Origin of the sequence: Rubrivirga sp., assembly GCF_965213695.1 — a bacterium.
GTDB lineage: Bacteria > Bacteroidota > Rhodothermia > Rhodothermales > Rubricoccaceae > Rubrivirga.
In genome coordinates, this window is the sequence record NZ_OZ243912.1 from 430,767 (window position 1) to 452,336 (window position 21,570).

18 protein-coding genes are annotated in these 21,570 nt (G+C 72.7%); 8 read left to right on the forward strand and 10 right to left on the reverse strand.

The features are described from left to right. Window positions 1-44 precede the first annotated feature (44 nt). The 6 genes from ACOOHE_RS01915 to ACOOHE_RS01940 form a co-directional block, all read right to left on the reverse strand. Window positions 45-1,295 (reverse strand): L,D-transpeptidase family protein, encoded by a 1,251-nt coding sequence (locus tag ACOOHE_RS01915; RefSeq protein WP_420456109.1) that lies wholly within the window; start codon window positions 1,293-1,295, stop codon window positions 45-47. A gap of 95 nt (window positions 1,296-1,390) precedes the next feature. Beyond that, window positions 1,391-2,326 (reverse strand): hypothetical protein, encoded by a 936-nt coding sequence (locus ACOOHE_RS01920; RefSeq protein ID WP_420456110.1) that lies wholly within the window; start codon window positions 2,324-2,326, stop codon window positions 1,391-1,393. A gap of 118 nt (window positions 2,327-2,444) precedes the next feature. After that, a complete protein-coding gene (locus tag ACOOHE_RS01925) occupies window positions 2,445-3,254 on the reverse strand; it encodes an SDR family NAD(P)-dependent oxidoreductase (protein ID WP_420456111.1) in 810 nt (269 codons plus the stop codon). 254 nt (window positions 3,255-3,508) lie between these two features. After that, window positions 3,509-3,787, reverse strand: coding sequence for a nucleotidyltransferase family protein (locus ACOOHE_RS01930; RefSeq protein WP_420456112.1), 279 nt, complete (start codon window positions 3,785-3,787; stop codon window positions 3,509-3,511). 19 nt (window positions 3,788-3,806) lie between these two features. Further along, window positions 3,807-5,180: a dipeptidase gene (locus ACOOHE_RS01935; protein ID WP_420456113.1), complete on the reverse strand. Its 1,374-nt coding sequence runs from the start codon at window positions 5,178-5,180 to the stop codon at window positions 3,807-3,809. Window positions 5,181-5,241: 61 nt separating this feature from the next. Beyond that, on the reverse strand, window positions 5,242-6,486 hold the full coding sequence (locus tag ACOOHE_RS01940) for a 4-hydroxy-3-methylbut-2-enyl diphosphate reductase (RefSeq protein WP_420456114.1): 1,245 nt from the start codon (window positions 6,484-6,486) through the stop codon (window positions 5,242-5,244). A gap of 323 nt (window positions 6,487-6,809) precedes the next feature. Between ACOOHE_RS01940 and ACOOHE_RS01945 the strand changes: the two genes are divergently transcribed. The 3 genes from ACOOHE_RS01945 to ACOOHE_RS01955 all read left to right on the forward strand — a co-directional run bounded on the left by ACOOHE_RS01945 (window position 6,810) and on the right by ACOOHE_RS01955 (window position 13,266). Further along, window positions 6,810-8,414, forward strand: coding sequence for a CHRD domain-containing protein (locus tag ACOOHE_RS01945; protein ID WP_420456115.1), 1,605 nt, complete (start codon window positions 6,810-6,812; stop codon window positions 8,412-8,414). A 247-nt stretch (window positions 8,415-8,661) separates the two neighbouring features. Then, window positions 8,662-11,118 (forward strand): DUF5689 domain-containing protein, encoded by a 2,457-nt coding sequence (locus tag ACOOHE_RS01950; RefSeq protein WP_420456116.1) that lies wholly within the window; start codon window positions 8,662-8,664, stop codon window positions 11,116-11,118. 147 nt (window positions 11,119-11,265) lie between these two features. Next, complete coding sequence (locus tag ACOOHE_RS01955; RefSeq protein ID WP_420456117.1) at window positions 11,266-13,266, forward strand: serine hydrolase domain-containing protein; 2,001 nt, start codon at window positions 11,266-11,268, stop codon at window positions 13,264-13,266. Window positions 13,267-13,345: 79 nt separating this feature from the next. Here the strand turns inward: ACOOHE_RS01955 and tgt are convergent, their stop codons facing one another. Both tgt and ACOOHE_RS01965 read right to left on the reverse strand, forming a co-directional pair. Then, entirely contained in the window at window positions 13,346-14,482 is a 1,137-nt protein-coding gene (gene tgt / locus ACOOHE_RS01960) for a tRNA guanosine(34) transglycosylase Tgt (RefSeq protein ID WP_420456118.1), read from the reverse strand. A 79-nt stretch (window positions 14,483-14,561) separates the two neighbouring features. Then, on the reverse strand, window positions 14,562-15,785 hold the full coding sequence (locus ACOOHE_RS01965; RefSeq protein WP_420456119.1) for a glycosyltransferase: 1,224 nt from the start codon (window positions 15,783-15,785) through the stop codon (window positions 14,562-14,564). A 71-nt stretch (window positions 15,786-15,856) separates the two neighbouring features. Between ACOOHE_RS01965 and ACOOHE_RS01970 the strand changes: the two genes are divergently transcribed. Beyond that, window positions 15,857-16,066 (forward strand): hypothetical protein, encoded by a 210-nt coding sequence (locus ACOOHE_RS01970; protein WP_420457644.1) that lies wholly within the window; start codon window positions 15,857-15,859, stop codon window positions 16,064-16,066. Between the two features lie 20 nt (window positions 16,067-16,086). Here the strand turns inward: ACOOHE_RS01970 and ACOOHE_RS01975 are convergent, their stop codons facing one another. Then, complete coding sequence (locus ACOOHE_RS01975) at window positions 16,087-17,346, reverse strand: AI-2E family transporter (RefSeq protein ID WP_420456120.1); 1,260 nt, start codon at window positions 17,344-17,346, stop codon at window positions 16,087-16,089. 57 nt (window positions 17,347-17,403) lie between these two features. Here ACOOHE_RS01975 and ACOOHE_RS01980 point away from each other — a divergent pair, with 57 nt between their 5' ends. The 4 genes from ACOOHE_RS01980 to ACOOHE_RS01995 all read left to right on the forward strand — a co-directional run bounded on the left by ACOOHE_RS01980 (window position 17,404) and on the right by ACOOHE_RS01995 (window position 20,281). Continuing rightward, a complete protein-coding gene (locus ACOOHE_RS01980; RefSeq protein ID WP_420456121.1) occupies window positions 17,404-18,111 on the forward strand; it encodes a hypothetical protein in 708 nt (235 codons plus the stop codon). Window positions 18,112-18,354: 243 nt separating this feature from the next. Then, on the forward strand, window positions 18,355-19,401 hold the full coding sequence (locus tag ACOOHE_RS01985; RefSeq protein WP_420456122.1) for a hypothetical protein: 1,047 nt from the start codon (window positions 18,355-18,357) through the stop codon (window positions 19,399-19,401). Window positions 19,402-19,431: 30 nt separating this feature from the next. Continuing rightward, on the forward strand, window positions 19,432-19,764 hold the full coding sequence (locus ACOOHE_RS01990; protein WP_420456123.1) for a hypothetical protein: 333 nt from the start codon (window positions 19,432-19,434) through the stop codon (window positions 19,762-19,764). Window positions 19,765-19,816: 52 nt separating this feature from the next. After that, on the forward strand, window positions 19,817-20,281 hold the full coding sequence (locus ACOOHE_RS01995; RefSeq protein WP_420456124.1) for a YdeI/OmpD-associated family protein: 465 nt from the start codon (window positions 19,817-19,819) through the stop codon (window positions 20,279-20,281). 47 nt (window positions 20,282-20,328) lie between these two features. Here the strand turns inward: ACOOHE_RS01995 and dnaN are convergent, their stop codons facing one another. Further along, window positions 20,329-21,459, reverse strand: coding sequence for a DNA polymerase III subunit beta (gene dnaN / locus ACOOHE_RS02000; protein ID WP_420456125.1), 1,131 nt, complete (start codon window positions 21,457-21,459; stop codon window positions 20,329-20,331). Window positions 21,460-21,570: the final 111 nt, after the last annotated feature.

The following is a 21,570-nucleotide window of genomic DNA, read 5'->3' on the forward strand; positions in this document are numbered from 1 at the left end:
TTCAAGCGAAGCCCCCCCTCCTCCTGTCCCCCCACACTCCCCACTCAGATCGAGGAGTCGCGGCGGGCGGAGCGTGAGCCCTCGCCGGACGGACCCCCGCTCCGGCCGGCGACGTCGCGGAAGCGGACGGGCGTCCCGGCCTCGACCAGGTCCGCGAGTGCCAGCGCGTCCCAGTTGGTCAGGCGCACGCAGCCGGCCGACGAGGCGTAGCCGATGGTGGCCGGCGCGCTCGTCCCGTGGATCCCGTAGTGCTCCTTCGACAGCGCCATCCACACCGACCCGACGGCGTTGTTGGGCCCGCCGGGCAGCGTCGCCTCGGGCTGGTCGTCGGGGACGTTGGCCAGGATCGACGGCTGGTAGTGCCACGCCGGGTCGCGCGTGACGGAGGTCACCCGGAAGTCGCCCTCGGGCGACGGGTCGTAGCTCGCGCCGACGGTGACCGGCGCGTGGAACAGGATGGTGCCGTCGGCGGCGAGCGCGTGGAGGTAGCCGGCCTCGCCCGAGATCACGACGCGGGAGACGGGCTCGCTCGGCGGCCGGGCGCGCCGGACGTTGGGCACGCGCAGCGTGTCGCCGGCCGCCAGCCCGTCCAGGTCGACGCCGTCGTTGAGCCGGGCCAGCAGCTCCGGCGCGGCGTGGAACCGCTCGCCCAGCTTCTCCGACAACGACTCGTACCCCAGCCGGTCGAGCTCGGCCTTGGCGTAGACGTCGGACGGGAGCGGCTGAAACGGGCCCTCGACGGCTTGGGGCGAGAGCGTCACCGTCGTGACGAGCGAGGCCGGCCGACCGGCCGCCTGGCCGAGCGCCCGCGCCGTCGCCTGGTCGACGATGCCGGTCGCCTTGAGCCCCTCGGCCTTCTGAAACCAGATCACGGCCAGCTCGGTGTTGTCGCCCCAGCGGCCGTCGATCTGGCCCGGTGAGAACCCGGCCCGGTCCAGCATCACCTGGAGTCGGAGCACGCTCGGGCCCTCGACGTCGCCGCCGAGCGGGAGCTGGAGCCGGCTCGACCAGTCGCGCGTCGTGTCGACGCCGGCCAACGTCTCCGTATTGGACCGGGCGGCGGCGGCGCGGCCCGTCGTGTCGGCTTGGGCGAGGTCCCGGCCCCGGCCCGAGAGCCGGTTCGCCTCGACCTCGGCGTCGGACGGGAGTCGGTCGTCGCCGAGGGTGGCGACGGCCGACGAGTCGACGGTGGCGTCGGCGCGGGGCGTCGGGTCCGGCTCGGTTGCGTCGGGCCCGTCGAGCTGGCAGGCGGTGACGGCAAGGGACAGGCCGACGAGGAGGGCAAGCGCGCGCATGGGTCGGAAGTAGGGGGCTCGTCGTACGCGACGCCCGGCCGGCCCGTTCGGCGCGTGGCCGGCGGGGGCGTCAATTCATCCGTCCCCCCACGCGCTCAACGGTGGCGAAGTACGAGGTAGTGGGGGAGCGGCTGGGGGTCGAGGCCGCCCGCTGCCGTCGGCCGCTGGAGCGTGCCCGCGCGCCGGTTCCACACCAGCACCGACGCGCCGCCGTCGAGCGCGACCTGATGCACGGGCGCGACGCCCAGTCGGGAGACGAGGGCACTGAGCGCGTCGATGGTCGTGTTCAGCCCGGTCGCGATGACCAACTCAGACGAGGCGCCGGTCGAGTCGGCGTCGACGGGGCCGAGCACGTGGAAGCGCGTCGCGACCCGGGTCGGGTGGGCGTCCGGGGCGTAGCTCACGACGGCCTCGGCAAACGCGGGCGCGCCGAGCGGGACGCCCGTCGCCGGGTCGTAGTCGACGACCCGGACGGCGCCGTCCGCCAGACCGAGCGCGCGGAGCGGCCGGCTCCACCGTTCGCCCTCGGCGCCCGGCCGGCCCGGTCCGTACGGGCTGCTCCCGCCCGTCACCACCGCCCCGTTCTCGGCGACGGGGAACGCGAGCTGGGTCGACGGCTCGCCGGGCGTCTCGAAAAAAGCCCCATTCACGACGGCCAGCAGCCGGTCGTCGGCGCTCTGCTGGCGGACAAGGGCGCCCGACGGGACCATCTCGAACCGAGGACTCGGCGCTGTCGGGTGGAACGCGCCAGCCGTCGCGACGCCCTCGACGCGGGGGCCGACGACCTGGGCCACGGCGACGGAGTCGAGGTCGGCCCACTGGACGATCACGTCGCCAGCTGGGGTCGACAGGACGACCAAGGCGTAGGCGTCGCCGGCCTGGTCGAGGACGTGCACGTCGGCGTCGCCCAGGCGCGCCGCGAGTCGGGCGGGCACGCCGAGGTCGTCGGCGTCGGGCGTGATGGGGGGCGCGTCGGGCTCGGCACCGCAGGCGGACAGCGCGAGGAGGCCGACGAGGAGGGAGAGGCGCATGAGGCCACCATCCAACGGCAACGGGCCGTGACGTGCGAGGGGTGAGAGGGGCGACGGGGGCGTCAGTCCCCGACCGAAGTAGGAACGCTGACGTTCGACGTCGGTCCGCAACGGGAGGTCATGTGGCTGGAGGCAGGCCAAACTGCTTGCGGAACCCGATGGCGAACAGGTTCTCTGGGAGCACCTTCTTCAACCGGGGCACCAAGCGCGCGTCTTTTCCGACGCGATACCGCAGGCCCGGCCGGTCCTCCTCGGCCACGCGCGCGATCAACTCGGCCACATCGGCGGGGTCTCCACCTTCGGCGAAGCTCCGCTCGATTGCGCCGCGCACGGCCGAGCGCACGCGGTCGTAAGCCGGAATGCGCCGGGCCGCCGGAGACACCCTCTCGTGCAGCGCCGTCCGGTAGAACCCGGGTTCAACGATGGACACCGAGATCCCGAGCGGTTCGAGTTCGTAGCGGAGGGACTCGGCGTACCCTTCGAGCGCGTGCTTGCTCGCGGCGTAAAACGCCTGCCCCGGCACGCCGACAAGTCCGGCGAGGGAGCCGACGTTGATGATCCGGCCGCGACGCTGGTCCCGCATGGACGGGAGCACCGCGTTCGTCATGCGCACCGCGCCGAAGAAGTTCGTTTGGAACAGCGCCTCGGCCTCACCGAGCGCCGTCTCCTCGGCGAGGCTGACGTGGGTCGCCCCGGCGTTGTTGACGAGGAGGTCGACGCGCCCGGCCGCTCTGAGCACGTCGTCTACGAAGCGTCCTACGGACTCACCAGAGCGGACGTCGAGGACCCTCATCTCGATCCTGGTCGCGTCCCGCTGCTGGCGGCTCGTGCCGAACACGCGCCAGCCTCGGTCGCTCAGCCGCTCGGCGGTGAGCTGACCAAAACCGGACGAGGCTCCGGTGACGACGGCAACTTTGGGGTCTGGCATGTCTGATGAGGAGGTCACACGGCGACCAGGCCGGGCGCCCGTCCGCTGTCGGGCTGTAGGTGTTTGGGGCGGGCTGGCCTAGGGTGTTCTGCAACGAGGCCGGGTCACCGAGAGCGAGGTTCGGGGTTCGCGAGGGCCTCGACTCCAGCGGACCCCGGGGCCGAGAACCCTGGACCTCCGGCCACGCTGTATCGAAGGCCTCGGCGCCGTACGATAATGGTGGACGACGCGGCTCGTCTCCCCCCGTCGGGCGGCTAGGCAACGTGGAAGAGCGTCCGGCCCCAACGCTCGACGTGACGGGAGAACGGCGTCGACGGATCGAGAGGCACGAGGTCGACCGGGAGGCCGAGGGCGCGGTCGATCCGAGCACCCAAGCGAAAAAATTCCCACCCCTCGACACCGTCGACGGCGAGGTCGAGATCTCGAGCGTGTTCGGGGCAGTCCATCGCGCTCCCAAACAGAACGACGCGCGTCGCCCCGTACTCACGCGCGATGCGGACGGCCTCCTCGATCTGGGCGTCGGTCACGGGCATGGCTCAACGTACGGCGCGATCACGTCGAGCCCTGCCGGGCGTAGGCGTCCATAAAGCGGATCGACGCCTCGATCCCCTGGTGGAACCGGTCGAGCCCGAACTCCTCGTTGGGGCTGTGGATCGAGTCCGAGTCGAGCCCGAACCCCATGAGCACCGTGTCGAGCCCGAGGATCTTCTTGAAGTCGGCCACGACGGGGATCGAGCCGCCCTCGCGCGTAAAGTGCGGCGTCTGGCCGAAGACCGCTTCGAGCGCTTCGGCCGCCGCCTGCATGGCCGGCGCCGACGTGTCGACGATGACGCCGTGGCCGCCGTGCAAGTCGCGGAACGTGAGCGTCATGGTGTCCGGGACGTGCGTCTCGAAGTGGCGGCGGAGCTTGTCCGTGATGTCGTCCGGCGTCTGGTCCGGGACGAGCCGGCACGAGATCTTGGCCGACGCCTTGGCCGGCAGCACCGTCTTGGCGCCCTCGCCGGTGTAGCCGCCCCAGATCCCGTTGCAGTCCAACGTCGGCCGGCCGGAGGTGCCCTCCAGGACCGAGTAGCCCCTTTCAGTCAGCGTCTCGGAGACGCCGGCCTCGTCCTTCCACGCCGCTTGGTCGAACGGGAGCGCGGCGTACTGCTCGCGCTCCTCGGCCGTCAGGTCGCGGACGTCGTCGTAGAACCCCTCGACCGTGACGCGGTGGTCGTCGTCGTGGAGGTCGGCGATCATCCGGGCCAGCGCGTTGATCGGGTTGGCGACGCCGCCGCCGTAAACGCCCGAGTGGAGGTCCTTTTTCGGCCCCTGCAACGTGACCTCGACGTAGGCGAGCCCGCGCAGGCCGTAGGCGATCGACGGGACGCCGGGCGCGAACAGGGACGTGTCCGAGACGAGGACCACGTCGGCCGCGAGCCGCTCTCGGTGCTCGCGCAGGAAGCCCGGGAGGTGGACGCTCCCGTTCTCCTCCTCGCCCTCGACCAGGAACTTGAGGTTGACCGGCGCGCCCTCGCACGCCAGCAGGGCCTCGGCGGCTTTGACGTGCATGAACGCCTGGCCTTTGTCGTCGGCCGCGCCGCGCGCGATCAGCTTGCCGTCGCGCTCGACCGGCTCGAACGGGTCGGCGTCCCACAGCTCGAGCGGGTCCGGCGGCTGGACGTCGTAGTGGCCGTAGACCAGGACCGTCGGGGCGTCGTCCGAGACGTGGTGCTCGGCGACGACGACGGGGTGGCCGTCGGTGTCGACCACCTCGACGGTCTCGACGCCGGCGTCGCGGAGGTTGTCGGCGAGCCACTGGGCGGCCTGGCGCGTCTGGGCCGCGTGCGCCGGGTCGGTCGAGATGCTGGGGATGCGGAGCCACGCCTTGAGCTCCTCGACGAAGCGGTCGGCGTGATCCTTAGCGTACTGGAGGGCGGCGTCCATGCGGGCAGAGGGGGGAGGGGGAGCCCGGTCTACGCCCGACCCCCGGCTCGGCTCCGTCCGTCTACGCGGCGGGCTCGGCCTCGAACGGGGCCAAGGCGTCCTCGACCGGCTCCGCGTCTGGGACCCACGCCAGCAGCTTCTGGATGACGGCGTCGAGCAGCGCGTCCGGGCACGAGGCGCCGGCGGTCAGGATCACGTCGACCGGCCGCGCTTGGGGAAACCAACCCGCCGTCTCGCGCGCCGACTTCGTCCGCCAGTCCCAATGCCGGATCCGGTCGGGCGAGACCAACTGGTCGGCGTCCGAGACGAAGTAGGTCGGGAGGCCGGCGTCCTCGCACAGCTCGACCAGGTGCGACGTGTTCGACGAGTTATACCCGCCGACGACGATCGCAACGTCGGCACCGTCGGCGATGAGCGCCTCGGTCGCGTCCTGGTTCTCTTTGGTCGCGTAGCACAGCGTGTCGGACGTGTCGGCCACGTTCGCGTCGTCGCCGTCGCGGGCGACGACGGCCTGGCGCAGGCGCTCGGCGATGGCCGCCGTCTCGGTCGCCAGCATCGTCGTCTGGTTGACGACGCCGATCCGGGCGAGGTCGCGGGCGGGGTCGAACCCGTCGGACGTCTTGCCCTCGAAGTGGTCCCAGAAAAAGGCCGCGTCTTGGCGCCCCTCGATAACAGCCGCCAGCGCCTCCGTCTCGGCCGGGTCGCGGACGACGACGACGGGCGCCGAGGCCGCGGCCCGGCTGAACGTAGCTCGCGTCTCCTCGTGCTGGCGCTTGCCGTGGACGACGACGGTGTAGCCCTTGGCCCCGATGCTCGCGCCCTTTTTCCACACCCGGACGACGAACGGGCACGTCGTGTCGTAGGCCTGGACGTCGACGCCGCGCGCGGCCAGGTCGTCGAGCACCTCGGTCGGCGCGCCGAAGGCGGGGACGATGACGAGGTCGTCGGGCCCGAGTGTGTCGAACGGGATGAGCGGCTCGCCGGCCGTCGTGCGCAAGAACCGGATGCCGCGCGCCCGCAGGTCGTCGTTGACGTGGGCGTTGTGGATCATCTCCGACAGGAGAAAGACCTGGCCGCCGACCGCCTTCTCGGGGTGCTCGTCGAGCGCGCGGTACGCGATCTCGATGGCGTTCTCGACGCCGAAGCAGAATCCGAAGTGGCGGGCCAGCTTGACCCGGAGCGGGCCGAAGTCGAGCACGCTCGGGCGGAGGTCCTTTTTGCGGGGGTCGGCCGCGGCGCGGGCGGCCTTGACCCGGGTCACGACCGGGCTCCGGTAAAAGTCGGGGACGTCGAACTGGCGGGCCATGCGGATGGGCGGCGGAGGCGTCGGTCTCGGTCAACGGGGCGGTGCCGCGCGCGGTGCCGCCCGGCGCGGGCCTCCCCGCAGAATTGGAAACCCACGTCGTGCCTCCGGCCTTCGGTCCATCAGGACCGAAGACGGGGGACGGGAGACCGCCCGGGACCCGTCAGGGAAGCCGGTCCCCGGTCCTCCGTCTCCGGTCCCACGACCTCCGCTGCTCCGGACACAAGTCGGGTTTGGTAACGCATCCCGGGCGCCGGCGGCGGACCCGAGCGCCGGGTCGTCCGTTGGAGTTCTCACCTGGCGTCTCTCTCTTTCCTCCCCCGCTCATGCGCCTTCGCGTCTCCCTCCTCGCGCTCCTCGCGCTCGTCCTGGCCCCGACCGCCGTCGCCCAGGACGCTTTCATCAACGAGTTCCACTACGACAACGCCAGCACCGACGAGGGCGAGTTCGTCGAGATCGCCGTCCCCGACGGGACCGATGTCGCCGACCTCGTCCTCACGCTCTACAACGGCAACGGCGGCTCCGAATACGGCACCTTCGCCGGGACCAGCTTCATGGCTGGTGCCGAGGCCGGCGACGTCACCCTGTACACCGTCGACACGCCGGGCATCCAGAACGGCGGGCCTGACGGGCTCGCGCTGAGCACGACGGGGGGGACCGTCCTCCAGTTCCTGTCCTACGAGGGCTCATTCGCGGCCAACAACGGCCCGGCCATGGGCATAATGAGTACCGACATCGGCGTCTCGGAGGATCCGGCTCCGGCGGCTGGCCAGTCGCTCCAGCTTACCGGCGACGGTGAGGAGTACGAGGACTTTACCTGGACCGGGCCGGCCACCGCGACCCGAGGCCAAGTCAACAACGGGCAGACGTTCGAGGAAGGCGGCGGCGGCGGTGACGACGACAACGTGTTCACCACCCTCCTCCTGGGCGCCAACGAGGTGCCCCCGGTCGAGACCGAGGCGCGTGGCGGGGCCACGCTCACGCTCGACGGGACGACGCTGACCGTCACCGGCGTCTTCGACCGGCTCTCTGGCGACTACCAAGCGGCCCACCTCCACGGCGGCGCGCCCGGGCAGAACGGCCCGGTCCGCTACGGCCTCACGGCGGCGGTGCGCCCGGGCAACCGGACCGGCACGTTCGAGGCGGCTGCGAACACGTTCGAGGTCCGCGAGACCTTCGCCGACTCGATCCGGGCCGGGCTCGTCTACGTCAACGTCCACTCGTCCGAGTTCCCGATGGGCGAGATCCGCGGGCAGGTCGGGATGGCGACCGACACGTTCTCGTTCACGCTGCGTGGGGATCACGAGGTGCCCCCGGTCATGACCCCGGCGATGGGCAGCGGGACGGCCACGCTCGACGGCTCGACGCTGACGGTCACCGGGACGTTCACCGGCCTGACGGGCAACTACCGGGCGTCCCACGTCCACGCCGGGGCCATCGGCCAGAACGGGCCCGTGGTCCAGGGACTCTCGCCGACGGTGAACACGGACAACCGGAGCGGCACGTTCGGCGCCGGCTCGAACACGTACGAGCTCCGGCCGACGTTCGCCGACTCGGTCCGGGCCGGGCTGGCCTATGTCAACATCCACTCGGATACGTTCCCGGCCGGCGAGATCCGGGGGCAGATCGGGGTCGACGAGGACTCGGTCGACACGGCGGTCGAGGGCCCCGCCGACGGCGGGCTCACGCTCGCCGTGGCCAACCCGGTCCGGGGCCGGGCGACGGTGGCGTTCACGCGGAGCGCGCCGGGCCCGGTCGACCTGGCGCTGTTCGACGTGCTCGGCCGCCGCGTGGCGACGCTGGCCGACGGGCCGGCGAGCGCCGAGGCGACGGCCACGCTCGACGCCTCCGGGCTGTCCGCGGGCGTCTACGTGCTCCGGCTCCAGACCGAGGGCGGCGCCCTGAGCCGGACCCTCACGGTCGTCCGCTAGACGTCCCCGACCGATCCTCCCGCTGCGGGGCGGAGCCAGGAGGCTCCGCCCCGCTTCTGGGTTTGGAGCCTTCGGGGTGCGCCTCTGAAGAGAGGCGCGAGACGGGGCCAGCCGGACAGTATTCTCCCTGGGACCGACGGGCCCGCGGCCGGCCGCGGGAGGTTCCCCCAGCGGTACCGTGTGGCCACCCCGGACCCTCCGGACGAGGCCCCCGTTCGGTCCCCCCCCTTCCCCTTCCTCCGCTTCCATGCGACTTCGCTTCTCCCTCCTCGTCCCGCTCGCGGCCCTGCTGCTCGCGCCGACGGCCGGCGCCCAGGGCGCGTTCTTCAACGAGTTCCACTACGACAACGACGGCGCCGACACGGGCGAGTTCATCGAGATCGCCGTTGCCGATGGCGTCGACGTCAACGACCTCACCCTCACGCTCTACAACGGGAGCAACGGGACGTCCTACAACTCGATCGACGGGTCCAGCCTGAACGCGGGCGCCTCCCAGAACGGGTACACGCTCTACGGGATCGTCCTGCCCTCGAACGGGCTCCAGAACGGCTCGCCCGACGGGTTCGCGCTGACCTCGTCGACGGGCGGTTTCCTCCAGTTCCTGTCGTACGAGGGCTCGTTCACGGCCACGGACGGCCCGGCCGTGGGCCGGACGAGCCAGGACGTCGGCGTCGAGGAGCCGAGCAACACGCCGTCCGGCCAGTCGCTCCAGCTGACGGGCACGAGCGCGACCTACGACGGGTTCACCTGGACCGGCCCCGCCGCCCAGTCGCCCGCCCTGGTCAACGCCGGCCAGACGTTCCTCGCGCCGCCGGACCCGCCGGCCCCGACGCCCCAGGTCGCCTTCGCCAGCCGGACCCTCGCCACGCGCGAGGGCGACACGCTGCGCGTGGCCGTGACCATCGACTACCGCGGCGAGGACCCGACCGAGGACACCGTCGTCCGGATCAGCTTCGTCGGCGGGGCCAGCACGGCCTCGGACGACGACTTCGCCAGCCCGACCGTCGCCGTGGTCACGTTCGACTCGGACCGGCGGAGCCAGCGGACCCAGGAGGTCGAGTTCGTGTTCGAGGACGACGACACCGAGGAGGGGTCCGAGCTGGCCACCTTCCGCCTGTCCATCGTGAGCGGGAACGCCGAGCCGGGCCAGCCGAACTCGGTCGCGGTGACCGTCGACGACCCGGCCGAGACCACGACCGTCGCCGACGCCCGCGCGGCCGGCGTCGGCGAGTCGGTGACCGTCGTGGGGACGGTCTCGCGGGCGGCCGGCGCGTTCCTGTACCTCCAGGACGAGACGGCCGGGCTCGCGGTCCGCCAGACGTCGGGCGCCCTGTTCGACGCCATCGCCGCCGACAGCGTGAGGGCGGGCACCCGGCTCCAGATCACCGGGACGCTCTCCGAGTTCAACTCGCTGCTCCAGATCAACGGGGCCGACCTCGAGTCGTTCGAGATCTTGGGCCAGGGCGACGCGCCCGAGCCCCAAGTGGTCACGCTCGAGCAGATCGCCGAGAACGGGGAGGACTACGAGGGCGAGCTCGTGACGGTCCGGGGCGTCATGTTCGCCGAGACCGGCACGTTCGCCGAGCGGACGACCTACCAGGTCGATGACGGCTCCGACGACGGCGACGCCGTCACGGCCCGGACGCCCAACGCCAGCGACACGACGGTCGACGGCGTGGCCATCCCCGAGACGGCCGACGTGACGGCCATCGTCGGCCAGTTCAGCTCCGACGACCCGGCGGCCGGGTACCAGCTCCTGCTGGTCCGCGCCGAGGACATCGGCGCGGCCACCGAGCCCGAGCCCGAGCCGACGGAGGGCTCGGTCGCCGAGGCCCGCGACGAGGGCGTCGGGGCCACGGTCACGTTCGAGGCCACGGTCTCGCGCGCGGCCGGCGCGTTCGTCTACGTCCAAGACGAGACGGCCGGGCTCGCGATCCGCCAGACGTCGGGCGCCTTGTTCGACGCGGTCGCGGCCGACAGCGTGAGGGCGGGAACCCGGCTCCGCGTCACGGGCACGCTGTCCGAGTTCCGCGCGCTGCTCCAGATCAACGGGGCCGACCTCGAGTCGTTCGAGATCTTGGGCCAGGGCGACGCGCCCGAGCCGCAGGTGGTCACGCTGGCCCAGCTCGCGGCCGACGGCGAGGACTTCGAGGGCGAGCTCGTCACGGTCCAGAACGTGACGTTCGTCGACGGCGGCGGCACCTTCGGGCCGGGCACGAACTACGGCGTCACCGACGCCACGGTCTCGGACCCGTTCACGGCGCGCGTCCCCAACGCCGACGACTCGACGGTCGACGGGCTCGCCATCCCGACGACGGCCGACGTGACCGGCATCGTCGGCCAGTTCAGCGCCGACGATCCGGCCGTCGGGTACCAGCTCCTGCTGATCGACGCGGACGACCTGGGCGACGCGACCGGCGAGACCGCGGTCGACCGCGCGCCCGGCGCCGAGTTCGCGCTCGACGTCGCCAACCCGATCCGGGACCGGGCGACCGTCCGCTACGCGGTCGGGACGGCGGGCGTGGCCGAGGTCGCGTTGTTCGACGTGCTCGGCCGCCGCGTGGCCGTCTTGGCCGAGGGCCCCGTCGACGCGACCGAGCGGACGGCGACGCTCGACGTCTCGGGCCTCTCGGCCGGCGTCTACGTGCTCCGGCTCCAGGCCGAGGGCGTGACGGTCAGCCGGACGGTGACGGTCGTCCGCTAGCGATCCGCGTCTCGTGACGTCCCGTGCGGGGCGGGGCCTACGGGCTCCGCCCCGCATCTTTTAAGCGTCGGCCCCGTGGAGAGGGGCCTCGGTAGGTCCCTGCCGACCGTCGGCGACGACCGGCGGACTCCCCACGCTCCCCGACCGATGCCGACGCTCTTCCGCCTCTCGCTCCTCGCCCTCGTCCTCGCGGCGTCGGCCGCCGCCCAGGACGCCCGCCCGCTCGCCCTCGACGCGCCCGCGTCCGGGACGCTGGCCGGCGACGCCGACCGCTACACGCTCGACCTCGACGCGGGCACGTTCGTCTCCGGCGCGGCCATGCAGCTCACGGTCGACGTGGTGGTGACGGTCACGGGGCCGGACGGCGACGAGCTCGGCACGTTCGACGAGCCGTCGCGCGGGCCGGAGCCGTTCCAGTTCGAGGCCGAGGACGCCGGGGCGTACACGGTCACCGTCGCCCCATTCGAGGGCGCGACCGGCGACTACGCGCTCGCGCTGGCGCGCGTCGAGCCCGTGGCGACGACGCCGGCCGGCCGCGTAGACCAGCGGATGGCCCGCTTCGACGGCGACCGGCCCGGTGCGCTGGTCGCCGTGGTCGACGGCGGCGAGGTCGTGTTCCAGAAGGCGTACGGGAGGGCCAACCTGACGCACGCCGTCCCGATGACGCTCGACACCCGGACCAACATCGGCTCGACGTCGAAGCAGTTCACGGCGTTCGCCCTGGCGCTCCTCGCCCAGCGCGGCGCGCTGAGCCTGGACGACGACGTCCGCGAGCACCTCCCCGAGCTCCCCGACCTGGGCGCGACCGTCACGCTCCGCCACCTGCTCACCCACACGAGCGGCTACCGCGAGTTCCTCAACACGCTCGCGCTCACGGGCCGCCGGATCGACAAGGGCGACTACATCGACCGGGCCGAGATCGTCCGGATGATCCAGCGCCAGCCGGCGCTCCAGGACGCGCCGGGGACGGTCTGGAACTACAACAACTCCGGCTACGCGCTCGCCGCCCTCGTCGTCGAGCGCGTGACGGGCCAGCCGTTCCCCGACTGGATGGCCGAGAACGTGTTCGGCCCGCTCGGCATGACCGACACCGTCGTCCGCGCCGACCCCACGACCATCGTCCCGAACAGCGCCCAGGGCTACACCCTCGGCGAGGACGGCCGGTGGCACGACGCCGTCGACCTCTACGCGGCGATGGGCGCCGGCGGGATCTACACGACCGTCGGCGACCTCGCGCGCTGGGTCCAGAACTTCGAGACGGCCGCGCTCGGCGGGCACGACCTGATCCGCGAGATGACGACACCGACCGTCCTCGCCGATGGCGACACGACGGACTACGGCCTGGGCCTGTTCATCGACGAGGTGGGCGGGCGCCGGCGGGTCCACCACGGCGGGGCCGACAACGCGCACCGCTCGATGGTCGCGGTCTTCCCCGAGATCGACGCGGGCGTGGTCGTCGAGTTCAACGCGCCCGAGAACGCGAGCGGGTTCGCCGGCCAGATCGCCCGGGCGTTCTTCGAGGACCGCTTTGTCGAGGACGACACCGACGAGCCCGCGTCCGACCTCGAAGCCGCCGATTTCGACGACGACCTGTTCGACGACTACGCCGGCCGCTACGCGCTCGACATCGCGCCCGACTTCGTCTTGGCGTTCCGCCGCGACGACGACGGCGGCTACCTCACCCAAGCGACGGGCCAGGGCGAGCTCGAGATCGTCCCGACCTCGGACTCGACGTTCGTGCTCGCGGCCGTCGAGGCCGGCGTCACGTTCCACCGCGACGCCGACGGCGTGGTCCGCTCGGCGACGCTCCACCAGAACGGCGACCACCGGGCGTCCAAGCTCGACGTCGAGCCGATGGCCGACGCCGCGCCGGTCGACCTGGGCGACTACGCCGGCCGCTACCTCAGCGACGAGCTGGAGGCGGTGTACACACTCGCCGTCGAGGACGGCGCCCTCGTCGCCCGCCTCCCCCGCGCCGTCGAGCCCGTCCCGGCGCGGCCGACGACGGCCGACACGTTCGTGATCGCTCCGGAGGGGTTCCCCATCACGCTCGCGTTCGACCGCGACGGGGCCGGCGCCGTGACCGGCTTCGCGGTCGACGCCAGCGGCCGGACGCGCGGCGTCCGCTTCGAGCGGGTCGAGGAATGAGGAGTCAGGAATCGGGAATCGGGGGGACCGAGCCGGCGAGGGTGCCGAGCGCGTCCCCTGACTCCTGATTCCTGTTGCCTCACGCCTTGGCCGCCAGCCGCTCCGACCACTCGCGGCGGAAGGCGGGGAAGCGGCCTTCCAAGATGGCCGCCCGCATCTGGCGCATCGTCCAGAGGTAGAGCGCGAGGTTCTGGACGGAGGCGATCTCCATGAACAGCGGCTCCTTCGCGATCGTGAGGTGGCGGAGGTAGGCGCGCGAGAACGTCCGGCTGTGGTACGTGTCGAGGCCGGCGTCGACCGGCGCGAAGTCCTGCTTGAACCGGGCGTTCTTGATGTTGACGAGCCCGTCGGTCGTGAAGAGCGTCCCCGTCCGCGCGTTGCGCGTCGGCATGACGCAGTCGAACAGGTCGACGCCGCGGGCCACGTTCTCGATCAGGTTCTGCGGTGTCCCGACGCCCATGAGGTAGCGCGGACGGTCGCGCGGCAACACCTCGTTCGTGACCTCGACCGTCTGGTACATCACCTCGGCCGCCTCGCCGACCGACAGCCCGCCGATGGCGTACCCCTCGGCATCGAGCTGGGTCAGCGCGGCGGCAGACTCGCGGCGGACGGCGGCGTAGGTCGCGCCCTGGACGATGGGGAAGAGACTTTGGTGGTGGCCGTAGTGCGGCTCGGTCGCGCGCCAGTGGGCGAACGCCCGCTCGGCCCAGCGGACCGTCCGCGCGTTCGCCCGCCGCGCCTCGGTCTCGTCGACGGTCGCCGGCGTCAGCTCGTCCAGAACCATCATCACGTCCGACCCGATGTCGCGCTGGGTGTCGACGACGGACTCGGGCGTGAACGCGAGCTTGCTCCCGTCGAGGTGGCTTCGGAAGCGGACGCCGTCCTCGGTCACCTTGACGAGCCCGTCGAGCGAGAACACCTGGAAGCCGCCCGAGTCGGTGAGGATCGGCCGGTCCCAGCCCATGAACCGGTGGAGCCCGCCGGCCGCCCGCAGCGTCTCCCGTCCCGGCCGGAGCGAGAGGTGGTACGTGTTGCCGAGCAGGATCCGGACGTCGAGGTCGTCCCGGAGCGTCCGCGGCGCGACGGCCTTGACGCTGCCGACCGTCCCGACCGGCATGAACATGGGCGTCTCGACGGCCCCGTGGTCGGTGTGGACCACGCCCGCGCGGGCGCCGGTCTCGGGGCACTCGGCTTGGAGCTCGAAGGTGAGGGGCATGAGTCGGGAGGCTTTCGGACAGGCTACCACGGAGGACCGCGCCAGCCCGGCAAGCGTCCGCGAAGCGGTGTCTCGCGCGCTACGCCGCCTCGATGGCGCGAACGGCCACCCCGACGCCGTCCTCGGCGCGGAGCCGCTTGCCCAGCGCCTCCGCCCGCCGGCGCATCGCGTCGTCCGTGGTGGCCGCCGAGATCGCGGCCACCAGCTGGGGCGCCGTCAGCCTCTTCTTGAGGAGCGGTGCGGGGCCCACGCCGAGCGCGTGGACGCGCCGGCCCCAATACGGCTGGTCGCCAAAGTGGGCGACGACGACCGTCGGCCGACCGGCCCGGAGCCCGGCCGCCGTCGTCCCCGCCCCGCCGTGGTGGACGACGGCCGCGCACCGCGGGAAGAGCGCGTGGTGCGGGGCGCCGCCGATGGTGAAGAGGTCGTCGCCGGTGGCCTCGGCCAACCCGCCCCAGCCGGACGCCAGGACGGCGCGGACGCCCGTGGCGCGGACGGCCTCGACCACGGTCCGGGTCGTCTCCCCCGCGTCGCGGCCGGTCATGCTCCCGAACCCGACGTAGACTGGCGGCGGCCCGGCGCCGAGGAACGCCGCCAGCGCCGGGTCGAGCGGCGCGTCCGCGTCGAGGAACCAGTACCCGGCCGTCGCCGCCCACCCGGGCCAGTCGGTCGGCTCGGGGACAACGTGGCGGCTGAACCCGTGGACGGTCGGCACCGGGCCGCTCGGGATCTCGGCGCCCGTCGCGCGTCGCCAGTCGGTGAGGTAGCGGCGGGCGGAGGCGGCGATGCCGCGCCCGACGAGCCGATACGTCAGGCGGTTAAACCCTGGGATCGGCACGGTCGGCAAGAGGGGGACCGGCCGCTCGGCGGTCGGCACGAAGAACGGCTGGAGCGGGGCGAAGACGGCGCGGGCCCCGAGCGCGGCCGCGAACGACGGTCCCCAGAACGCCTTCGGGTGGTACACGACCACGTCGGGCCGGGCCGCCTGCGCCGCCGCCCACGACTCGTCGACGAGCGTTTTCTGGATGGGCCCCACCACTCCGATCAGCCGCCAGGACTGGCGGACGGCCTCGGCCGCGTTCGTCAGCGACTCCAGGGCCTCGCGAGCGACCGGGAGGTCCATCACCTCCAAGAGCGCGTCGGTCGTCGGGGCGTAGGGGACGCCGTGCGCGTCGGCCACCGGGGCGAACCGCCGGGCCGACGACAGCACCACGTCGTGCCCCGCGCGCTGGAGGCCCTTCGCGAGGGCGAGGTACGGCTCGACGTCCCCGCGCGTGCCGACGGTGGAGAGGAAGACGCGCATGGACGTAGGGTACGGAGCCTCCGGGCGGCGGTCGCGTACGACGGCTCCCTCTCTTCTTCCCCTCTCTCGTCATGAACAACCTCTTTCGCGGTCTCCTCGCCGGCTACGGCGCCAAAAAGCTCGGCGGCGGCTGCTTCTCAACGATCCTCGTCTTCGTCGTCCTATGGGTCCTGCTCGGCCAGTGCGGCGCGACGTATCCGCCGGTCGAGGTCAACACGGCCCTGGCCGTCGAGTCCGTCGAGGTGGCCCCGGCACCGCTCGCGGCCCAGGCCCTCCCGTAGGGGCGTATCGCGATACGCCCCTACACCTGGGGCGGCGGGTCGGTCGCCAGCGCGTCGTCCTCCGCCTCGTCGCCCAGGTCGATGACGAGCGCCTCGCGGCGGGCGCGGACGACGCCGGCCACCAGCGCCGCCGCCGGCACGGCCAGGATCAGCCCGAGCAGGCCGAACAGGGCCCCGCACACGAACAGCGCCAGCAGGATCACGACCGGGTGGAGCCCGACCTGCTGGCTCATGATGTTGGGCGTGAGCACGGCCTGCTCGATCACGGCCTGGACCGCGAGCACGGCCAGCACGATCAGCACGTCGGTGAGCGTCCCGAACGCCAACATCAGCGTCACGCCGAGCACGTAGGTCAGCACCGAGCCCAGGCTCGGGATCAGGTTGAGGAGCCCGGCCGCCAGCCCCAGCAGCAGCGAGTACGGCACGCCGAACAGCGCGAGCGGGACGGCCACCAGGACCGCGCTCAGTGCCGAGATCGTGAGCTGGCCCCGGACGTAGCTCCCGAACACGGACCCGGCCCGCTCCAGGTACGCCCGCCGTCCATCGACCCGGGGCAGCAGGCCGACCAGCCCGTCCCGCAACACGGGGAAGTCTTTGAGGCTGAAGAACAGCAGGACCGGCACCAGCGCCGCCGTCGTGACCAGCCCCAGCAGCGCGCCGACCTGGCGGACGAGGCCGGCCAGGAACGCGGGCACGCGGGCCAGCGCCGCCTGGATCTGGCCCGGCACAAACGTCGTGATCTCGGCGACGAGCGCGTCACGGTCGACCAACCCAGCGTTCTCGGCCTGAGCGAGGGCGTCGGACTCGGCCACCCACTCGGGCGCGCGGAGCGCGAGCGCGACGGCCTGCGTCGTCAGCTCCTCGACCTGGCCGACCGCCATCGGCACCAGCAGCACGAGCCCGCCCACGACGGCGCCCACCACGACCAGCGTCAGCGCCAGCGTCGACGCCCAGCGGGGGACGTGCCACCGTCGCTCGGCCGCGGTCACGGCGGGGTCGAGCAGGTAGGCCGCCACGAACACGGCGACGAACGGGGCGAGCACGCCGGCCAGCCGGCCGAGGAGGTAGGCGCCGAACACCAGGCCGCCGGCCCACAAGACGGCCTGCGCCGCGCGCTCGCGCCGGAGCGGCCACAGCACGGCGGCCCCGGCGACGGCCACCCAGAACGGACCGAGCGCGTCGCGCAGCACCCACAGCAGGGCGAGCAGCGCCAGCACGCCGCCCGTCAGCAGGACGAGACGGGACCGGGGCAGGACGGGATCGGGGCGCGGGTCGGGCATTCGGAAACGTACGCCCGGGCACGGCCGGACAGCCGGGGCGGTGGGTAGGTTCGGGCCATGCGCGCGCCTCTCGTTCCCCTCGCCCTGCTGGTCCTCGTCGCCGGGGCGGCCCAGGGGCAGGGCCGCGTCGCGCCGCCGTTGCCCGACACGACGGCCGCGCGCTACGGCACGAGCGGGTCCCTGGTCGTGGTCCTGACCGAGTACGGGTTCGGCGCCGGCGGGTCGGCGCGGGCCCGGCTCACCGACGACGTGTCGTTCGTGGCCGAGCTCTCGGCGGGGGCCGGCCGCGACGAGCGCGAGCAGAGCTTTATCGGGTTCTTCGGCGAGCGCGAGACGCCGTTCAAGCGGAACTACGTGGCCCTCGTTCCGCTCCACGTCGGGCTCGAGCGGCGGCTGTTCCGGCGGTCCGTCGAGGACAACTTCCGCCCGTTCGTGGCCGCCCTCGTCGGCCCGACGCTGGCGCTCCAGTGGCCCTACTTCGACGACGTCGACGGGGACGGGCGCCGCGACGCCACCGAGGACTTGGTCGGCCCGCTCGGCGGTGTCGACGCGAGCCAGGCCCGGGTCGGCGTGGGCGGCATGGTCGCCCTCGGCGCCTTCTTCGGGCGCGGCCGGCGGACGTCCCAGGCCGTCCGGTTCGGCGTGCAGGGCACGTACTTCCCCGTCGAGGTCGACCTCCTGGAGCTCCGCCCGGACGTCGAGGAGCCCTCGCGGCAGACGTTCTGGACGCCCGTCGTGAGCTTCCACGTCGCCCGGCTGCTGTAGGCTCGCTCCGCTCGCGGGAACGGGGAAACAGGAAAGGGGAAACGGCAGAGGGCGGCGGCGTGGACGGTCCGTGGACAACTCGGTGGTGTCCCGCTTGCGCGGAGGTCAGGCGTCGGCCACCTTCCGTCCACCCGTCCACCCGTCCACCCGTCCACCCGTCCACCCGTCCACCCGTCCACCCGTCCACCCGTCCACCCGTCCACCCGTCCACCCGTCCACCCGTCCACCCGTCCACCCCGCCGCATGGGTCCGTTTGATCTGCTCGCGCCCGAGCCCGCCCCCCGGTTCGGCGACCCGCCCCGGCGGAACGCCTACGTCGAGCTCCACAACCTGATCGCGGCGGCCGAGAGCCCGGCCGACTTCGGCCCGCCTGACCGCGTCCGCATCTCGCGGAGCCACCAGGTCGACCTCGCCCTCGAGTTCCCGGACGAGCGCCGAGCGCTCTACCAGCAGCTCCTGGACGACCGCCTGGCGAATGCCGACCTCGACGCCGACGACCGTCACGTCCTCGGCCACGTCGCCGCGACGCTGGCGCTGGCGCCGGCCGACCTCCGGGCGGCCCACGAGCGGGCGTTCGGGACGGCCGTCACCGAGGCCGTCGCCGACGACTGCCTCTCGGTCGAGGAGCGGCTGCTGCTCTACAAGCTCCAGCACCTGCTCGGCCTCGACCCCCGCGTCGCCGACGGGGCCTACGACGTGCTGGCGCGCGAGCGCTTCCTGAAGCGAGTCGCCCACGCCCTGTGCGACGGGGCGCTCTCGCCCAGCGAGGAGGCCGAGATCGAGCGCGTCTGCGCCGACCTCAGCCTGGAGCTGCCGGACGGGATCCAGCGGATGCTCGACCACGCCCGCGACCGTTGGAAGCTCCGCCACGGCGAGGTCCCCACGGCCGAGGTCGGCGTCGAGCTAGTGACCGGCGAGCTCGGGCGGTTCCGAGGGCGGGCGGAGTGGTGCGAGGTCAACACGCAGCGGCTCGATCGCCACATCGGCGCGGCGGCGCTCCAGTCGGGACAGACGGCCGGGCTGACGGTCCCGTCCCACGCCCTGTGGTTGCTGCGAAAGGCCGGCGAGGTCGTCTTGACCGATCGCCGCGTCGTCCTGCTCCGAGGGGGCGACCCGCCGGACGAGATCGGCGTCGACCGCCTGCTTCAGATCCTGCGGTTCCGCAACGGGACCGTGCTCCGAACGAAGGACGAGCGGCGCGTCTACGTCGACCCCGGCGACCGGAACGAGGTGTTCTACACGGTCCTCTACCACACGCTCTTCGGCCACCCGACGGCCGGTCCCGGCTGAAGGCCCGCGGCGACCGGCGCTTGGCGGCGCGTGCTCGCGGCCGAGGCGAGCCGGACTCGCGAGACGGCGGCGACGTCGACGGGGTGGTGGATCTTCCGGCAGGACGAGCCGGCCACGCCGTCCCAGGTCGTCGGCGCGCTCGCCGAGGCGCCGGCCGAGTGGGAGGGCTCGGGTCCGGTCCGGGTCACCGCCACGCACCTCGTGTTCGAGGGCGAGCGCCCCCGCCGGACGTCACTGAAAACGGTGACGGGCGCAGTCCGCGCGGGCACGTCGGTTTGGGTGCAGCGGCGCCGGGCCCACGACTGGCTCGTGGAGTGCCGTACCGACGCCGAGGCCGAGGCGCTCGTCGACGCGCTGGGGTGACAGTCGGTCGTCGGCCGGCCACCGTAGTCTCCAAGACGCCGCCCCCGCGCCCATGTCCGAAGTCTTCGCCGGCCCCGTCTTGCGCACCGAGGCCGGGTTCCGGATGCACTGCGTCCCGATCCCCGCCGAGGTCGACGACGCGCTCGGCGGCGCCCGCGCTGTGACGGGCACGCTGTGCGGCGTCCCGTTCCGCCGCGCCGTCCACGGCCGGTCCAACGGGGCGCCCCACCTCCGGTTCGGCCGGGCGATCCTCCGAGAGGCCGGGCTCGCGCTCGGCGCGACGGCCTTTTTAGAGATCGAGCCCGCCGACCCCGACGCCGTCCACCTGCCCGAGGAGCTGACGGTCGCGCTGTCGCAAGACCCCGAGGCGCAGGCCCGGTTCGCCACGTTCACGCCCGGTCGCCAGCGGTCGCTCGGCGTCCACGTGGACCAGGCCCGGCGCCCGGCCACGCGCGAGCGGCGGGCGCTCGAGCTGTGCGAGAAGATCCGGACGCACACGCTCTATGGGGATGGGTAAAGAGGGGCGAAGAGCCCGGTCCCCTCACCTCATCCCTTCTCATCCGCTCAGGCGTACGTGTTGAGCATGACCGGCATAATGAGCATCAGCAGCTCCTCGCCGTCGGCGCCCTCGGCGGGCGACACGACGCCGGCCCGGTTGGGCGACGAGAACTCGAACACGACGTCCTCGCCGTCGATGTTGGAGAGCACCTCCTGGAGGTACTGCGAGTTGAACCCGATCTCCATCGGGTCCGCGTCGTAGTCGCAGAGCACGCGCTCCTTGGCCTCCGACGCCCGCTCGATGTCCTCGGCCGAGACGGTCAGCGCGTCCGACTCGAGCGCCAGCCGGATCTGGTGCGTCATCGACGACGAGTACAGGGCGACCCGGCGGACGGCCGCCAGCATCGCGTCGCGGCCGACCGTCAGCCGCTTCTCGTTCTCGACCGGGATGACGGCCTCGTAGTTCGGGTACTGCTCCTCGATGAGCCGCCCGACGACCTGGGTGTCGCCGAAGTCGAACCCGACGTAGCCCGACGCGATCCGCAGCGTGCAGGCCCCGTCGCCGGCCGCCTTGCCCGCCAGCGACAGCGCCTTCTCGGGCACGATCACGTCGACGGCCTCGGCCGCCGTGATCCCCTTCGAGACGAGCTTGACGAGCCGGTGGCCGTCGGTCGCGACAATCGTCGAGTTCTCCGGGCGGACCTGGAACAGGACGCCCATCATGGCCGGCCGGAGCGCGTCCTTCGACGCCGCGAACCCGGTCTTGTCGATGGCGTGCTTGACGAGGGCCCCGTCGGCCTCGATGGCCTGGGCGCCGTCGAGCGACGGCAACGCCGGGTAGTCGCCGCCGTCGAACCCAACCATCTTGTAGCGGCCTTGGTCCGTCGTCAGCTCGACGTTGAACTCGGCGTCGGTCGTGACGGTGACCGACAAGTCGGGGAGGGCGCGCAGCGTGTCGAGGAGGCGCCGGGCCGGGACCGCGATCCGCTGCTTGCCGTCGGTCCCGTTCTGCTCGAACGAGACGGGCAGCCGCTGGACGATGGAGATCTCGAGGTCGGTCGCCGCGATCCGCAGCGTGTCGTCTTCCCGCTCAAAGAGGACGCACTCCAGGATGGGCAGCGTGCTCTTGGACGGGACGGCCCCGTTGACGGTCGAGAGCGCCCGGAGGAGGTCGGCGCTGGAGGCGGTGAACTTCATGGCTTCAGGGGATGCGGGTCCGAGGTCGGCCGGGTCGGCGGGCGGATGAAGGTACACGACCGAGGCGTCCGGTTCGGTCCCGGCCGCCCGTGAAAACCCGGGGCCGTCGGT

Excerpts from the sequence above, each read along its gene's own strand:
- ACOOHE_RS01930 (WP_420456112.1), bottom strand. The coding sequence starts at position 3,787 with ATGCCCGTGACCGACGCCCAGATCGAGGAGGCCGTCCGCATCGCGCGT.
- ACOOHE_RS01975 (WP_420456120.1), bottom strand. The coding sequence starts at position 17,346 with ATGCCCGACCCGCGCCCCGATCCCGTCCTGCCCCGGTCCCGTCTCGTC.
- ACOOHE_RS01965 (WP_420456119.1), bottom strand. The coding sequence starts at position 15,785 with ATGCGCGTCTTCCTCTCCACCGTCGGCACGCGCGGGGACGTCGAGCCG.
- dnaN (WP_420456125.1), bottom strand. The coding sequence starts at position 21,459 with ATGAAGTTCACCGCCTCCAGCGCCGACCTCCTCCGGGCGCTCTCGACC.
- ACOOHE_RS01995 (WP_420456124.1), top strand. The coding sequence starts at position 19,817 with ATGTCCGAAGTCTTCGCCGGCCCCGTCTTGCGCACCGAGGCCGGGTTC.
- tgt (WP_420456118.1), bottom strand. The coding sequence starts at position 14,482 with ATGCCCCTCACCTTCGAGCTCCAAGCCGAGTGCCCCGAGACCGGCGCC.
- ACOOHE_RS01970 (WP_420457644.1), top strand. The coding sequence starts at position 15,857 with ATGAACAACCTCTTTCGCGGTCTCCTCGCCGGCTACGGCGCCAAAAAG.
- ACOOHE_RS01985 (WP_420456122.1), top strand. The coding sequence starts at position 18,355 with ATGGGTCCGTTTGATCTGCTCGCGCCCGAGCCCGCCCCCCGGTTCGGC.
- ACOOHE_RS01945 (WP_420456115.1), top strand. The coding sequence starts at position 6,810 with ATGCGCCTTCGCGTCTCCCTCCTCGCGCTCCTCGCGCTCGTCCTGGCC.
- ACOOHE_RS01925 (WP_420456111.1), bottom strand. The coding sequence starts at position 3,254 with ATGCCAGACCCCAAAGTTGCCGTCGTCACCGGAGCCTCGTCCGGTTTT.
- ACOOHE_RS01915 (WP_420456109.1), bottom strand. The coding sequence starts at position 1,295 with ATGCGCGCGCTTGCCCTCCTCGTCGGCCTGTCCCTTGCCGTCACCGCC.
- ACOOHE_RS01955 (WP_420456117.1), top strand. The coding sequence starts at position 11,266 with ATGCCGACGCTCTTCCGCCTCTCGCTCCTCGCCCTCGTCCTCGCGGCG.
- ACOOHE_RS01980 (WP_420456121.1), top strand. The coding sequence starts at position 17,404 with ATGCGCGCGCCTCTCGTTCCCCTCGCCCTGCTGGTCCTCGTCGCCGGG.
- ACOOHE_RS01935 (WP_420456113.1), bottom strand. The coding sequence starts at position 5,180 with ATGGACGCCGCCCTCCAGTACGCTAAGGATCACGCCGACCGCTTCGTC.
- ACOOHE_RS01940 (WP_420456114.1), bottom strand. The coding sequence starts at position 6,486 with ATGGCCCGCCAGTTCGACGTCCCCGACTTTTACCGGAGCCCGGTCGTG.
- ACOOHE_RS01950 (WP_420456116.1), top strand. The coding sequence starts at position 8,662 with ATGCGACTTCGCTTCTCCCTCCTCGTCCCGCTCGCGGCCCTGCTGCTC.
- ACOOHE_RS01920 (WP_420456110.1), bottom strand. The coding sequence starts at position 2,326 with ATGCGCCTCTCCCTCCTCGTCGGCCTCCTCGCGCTGTCCGCCTGCGGT.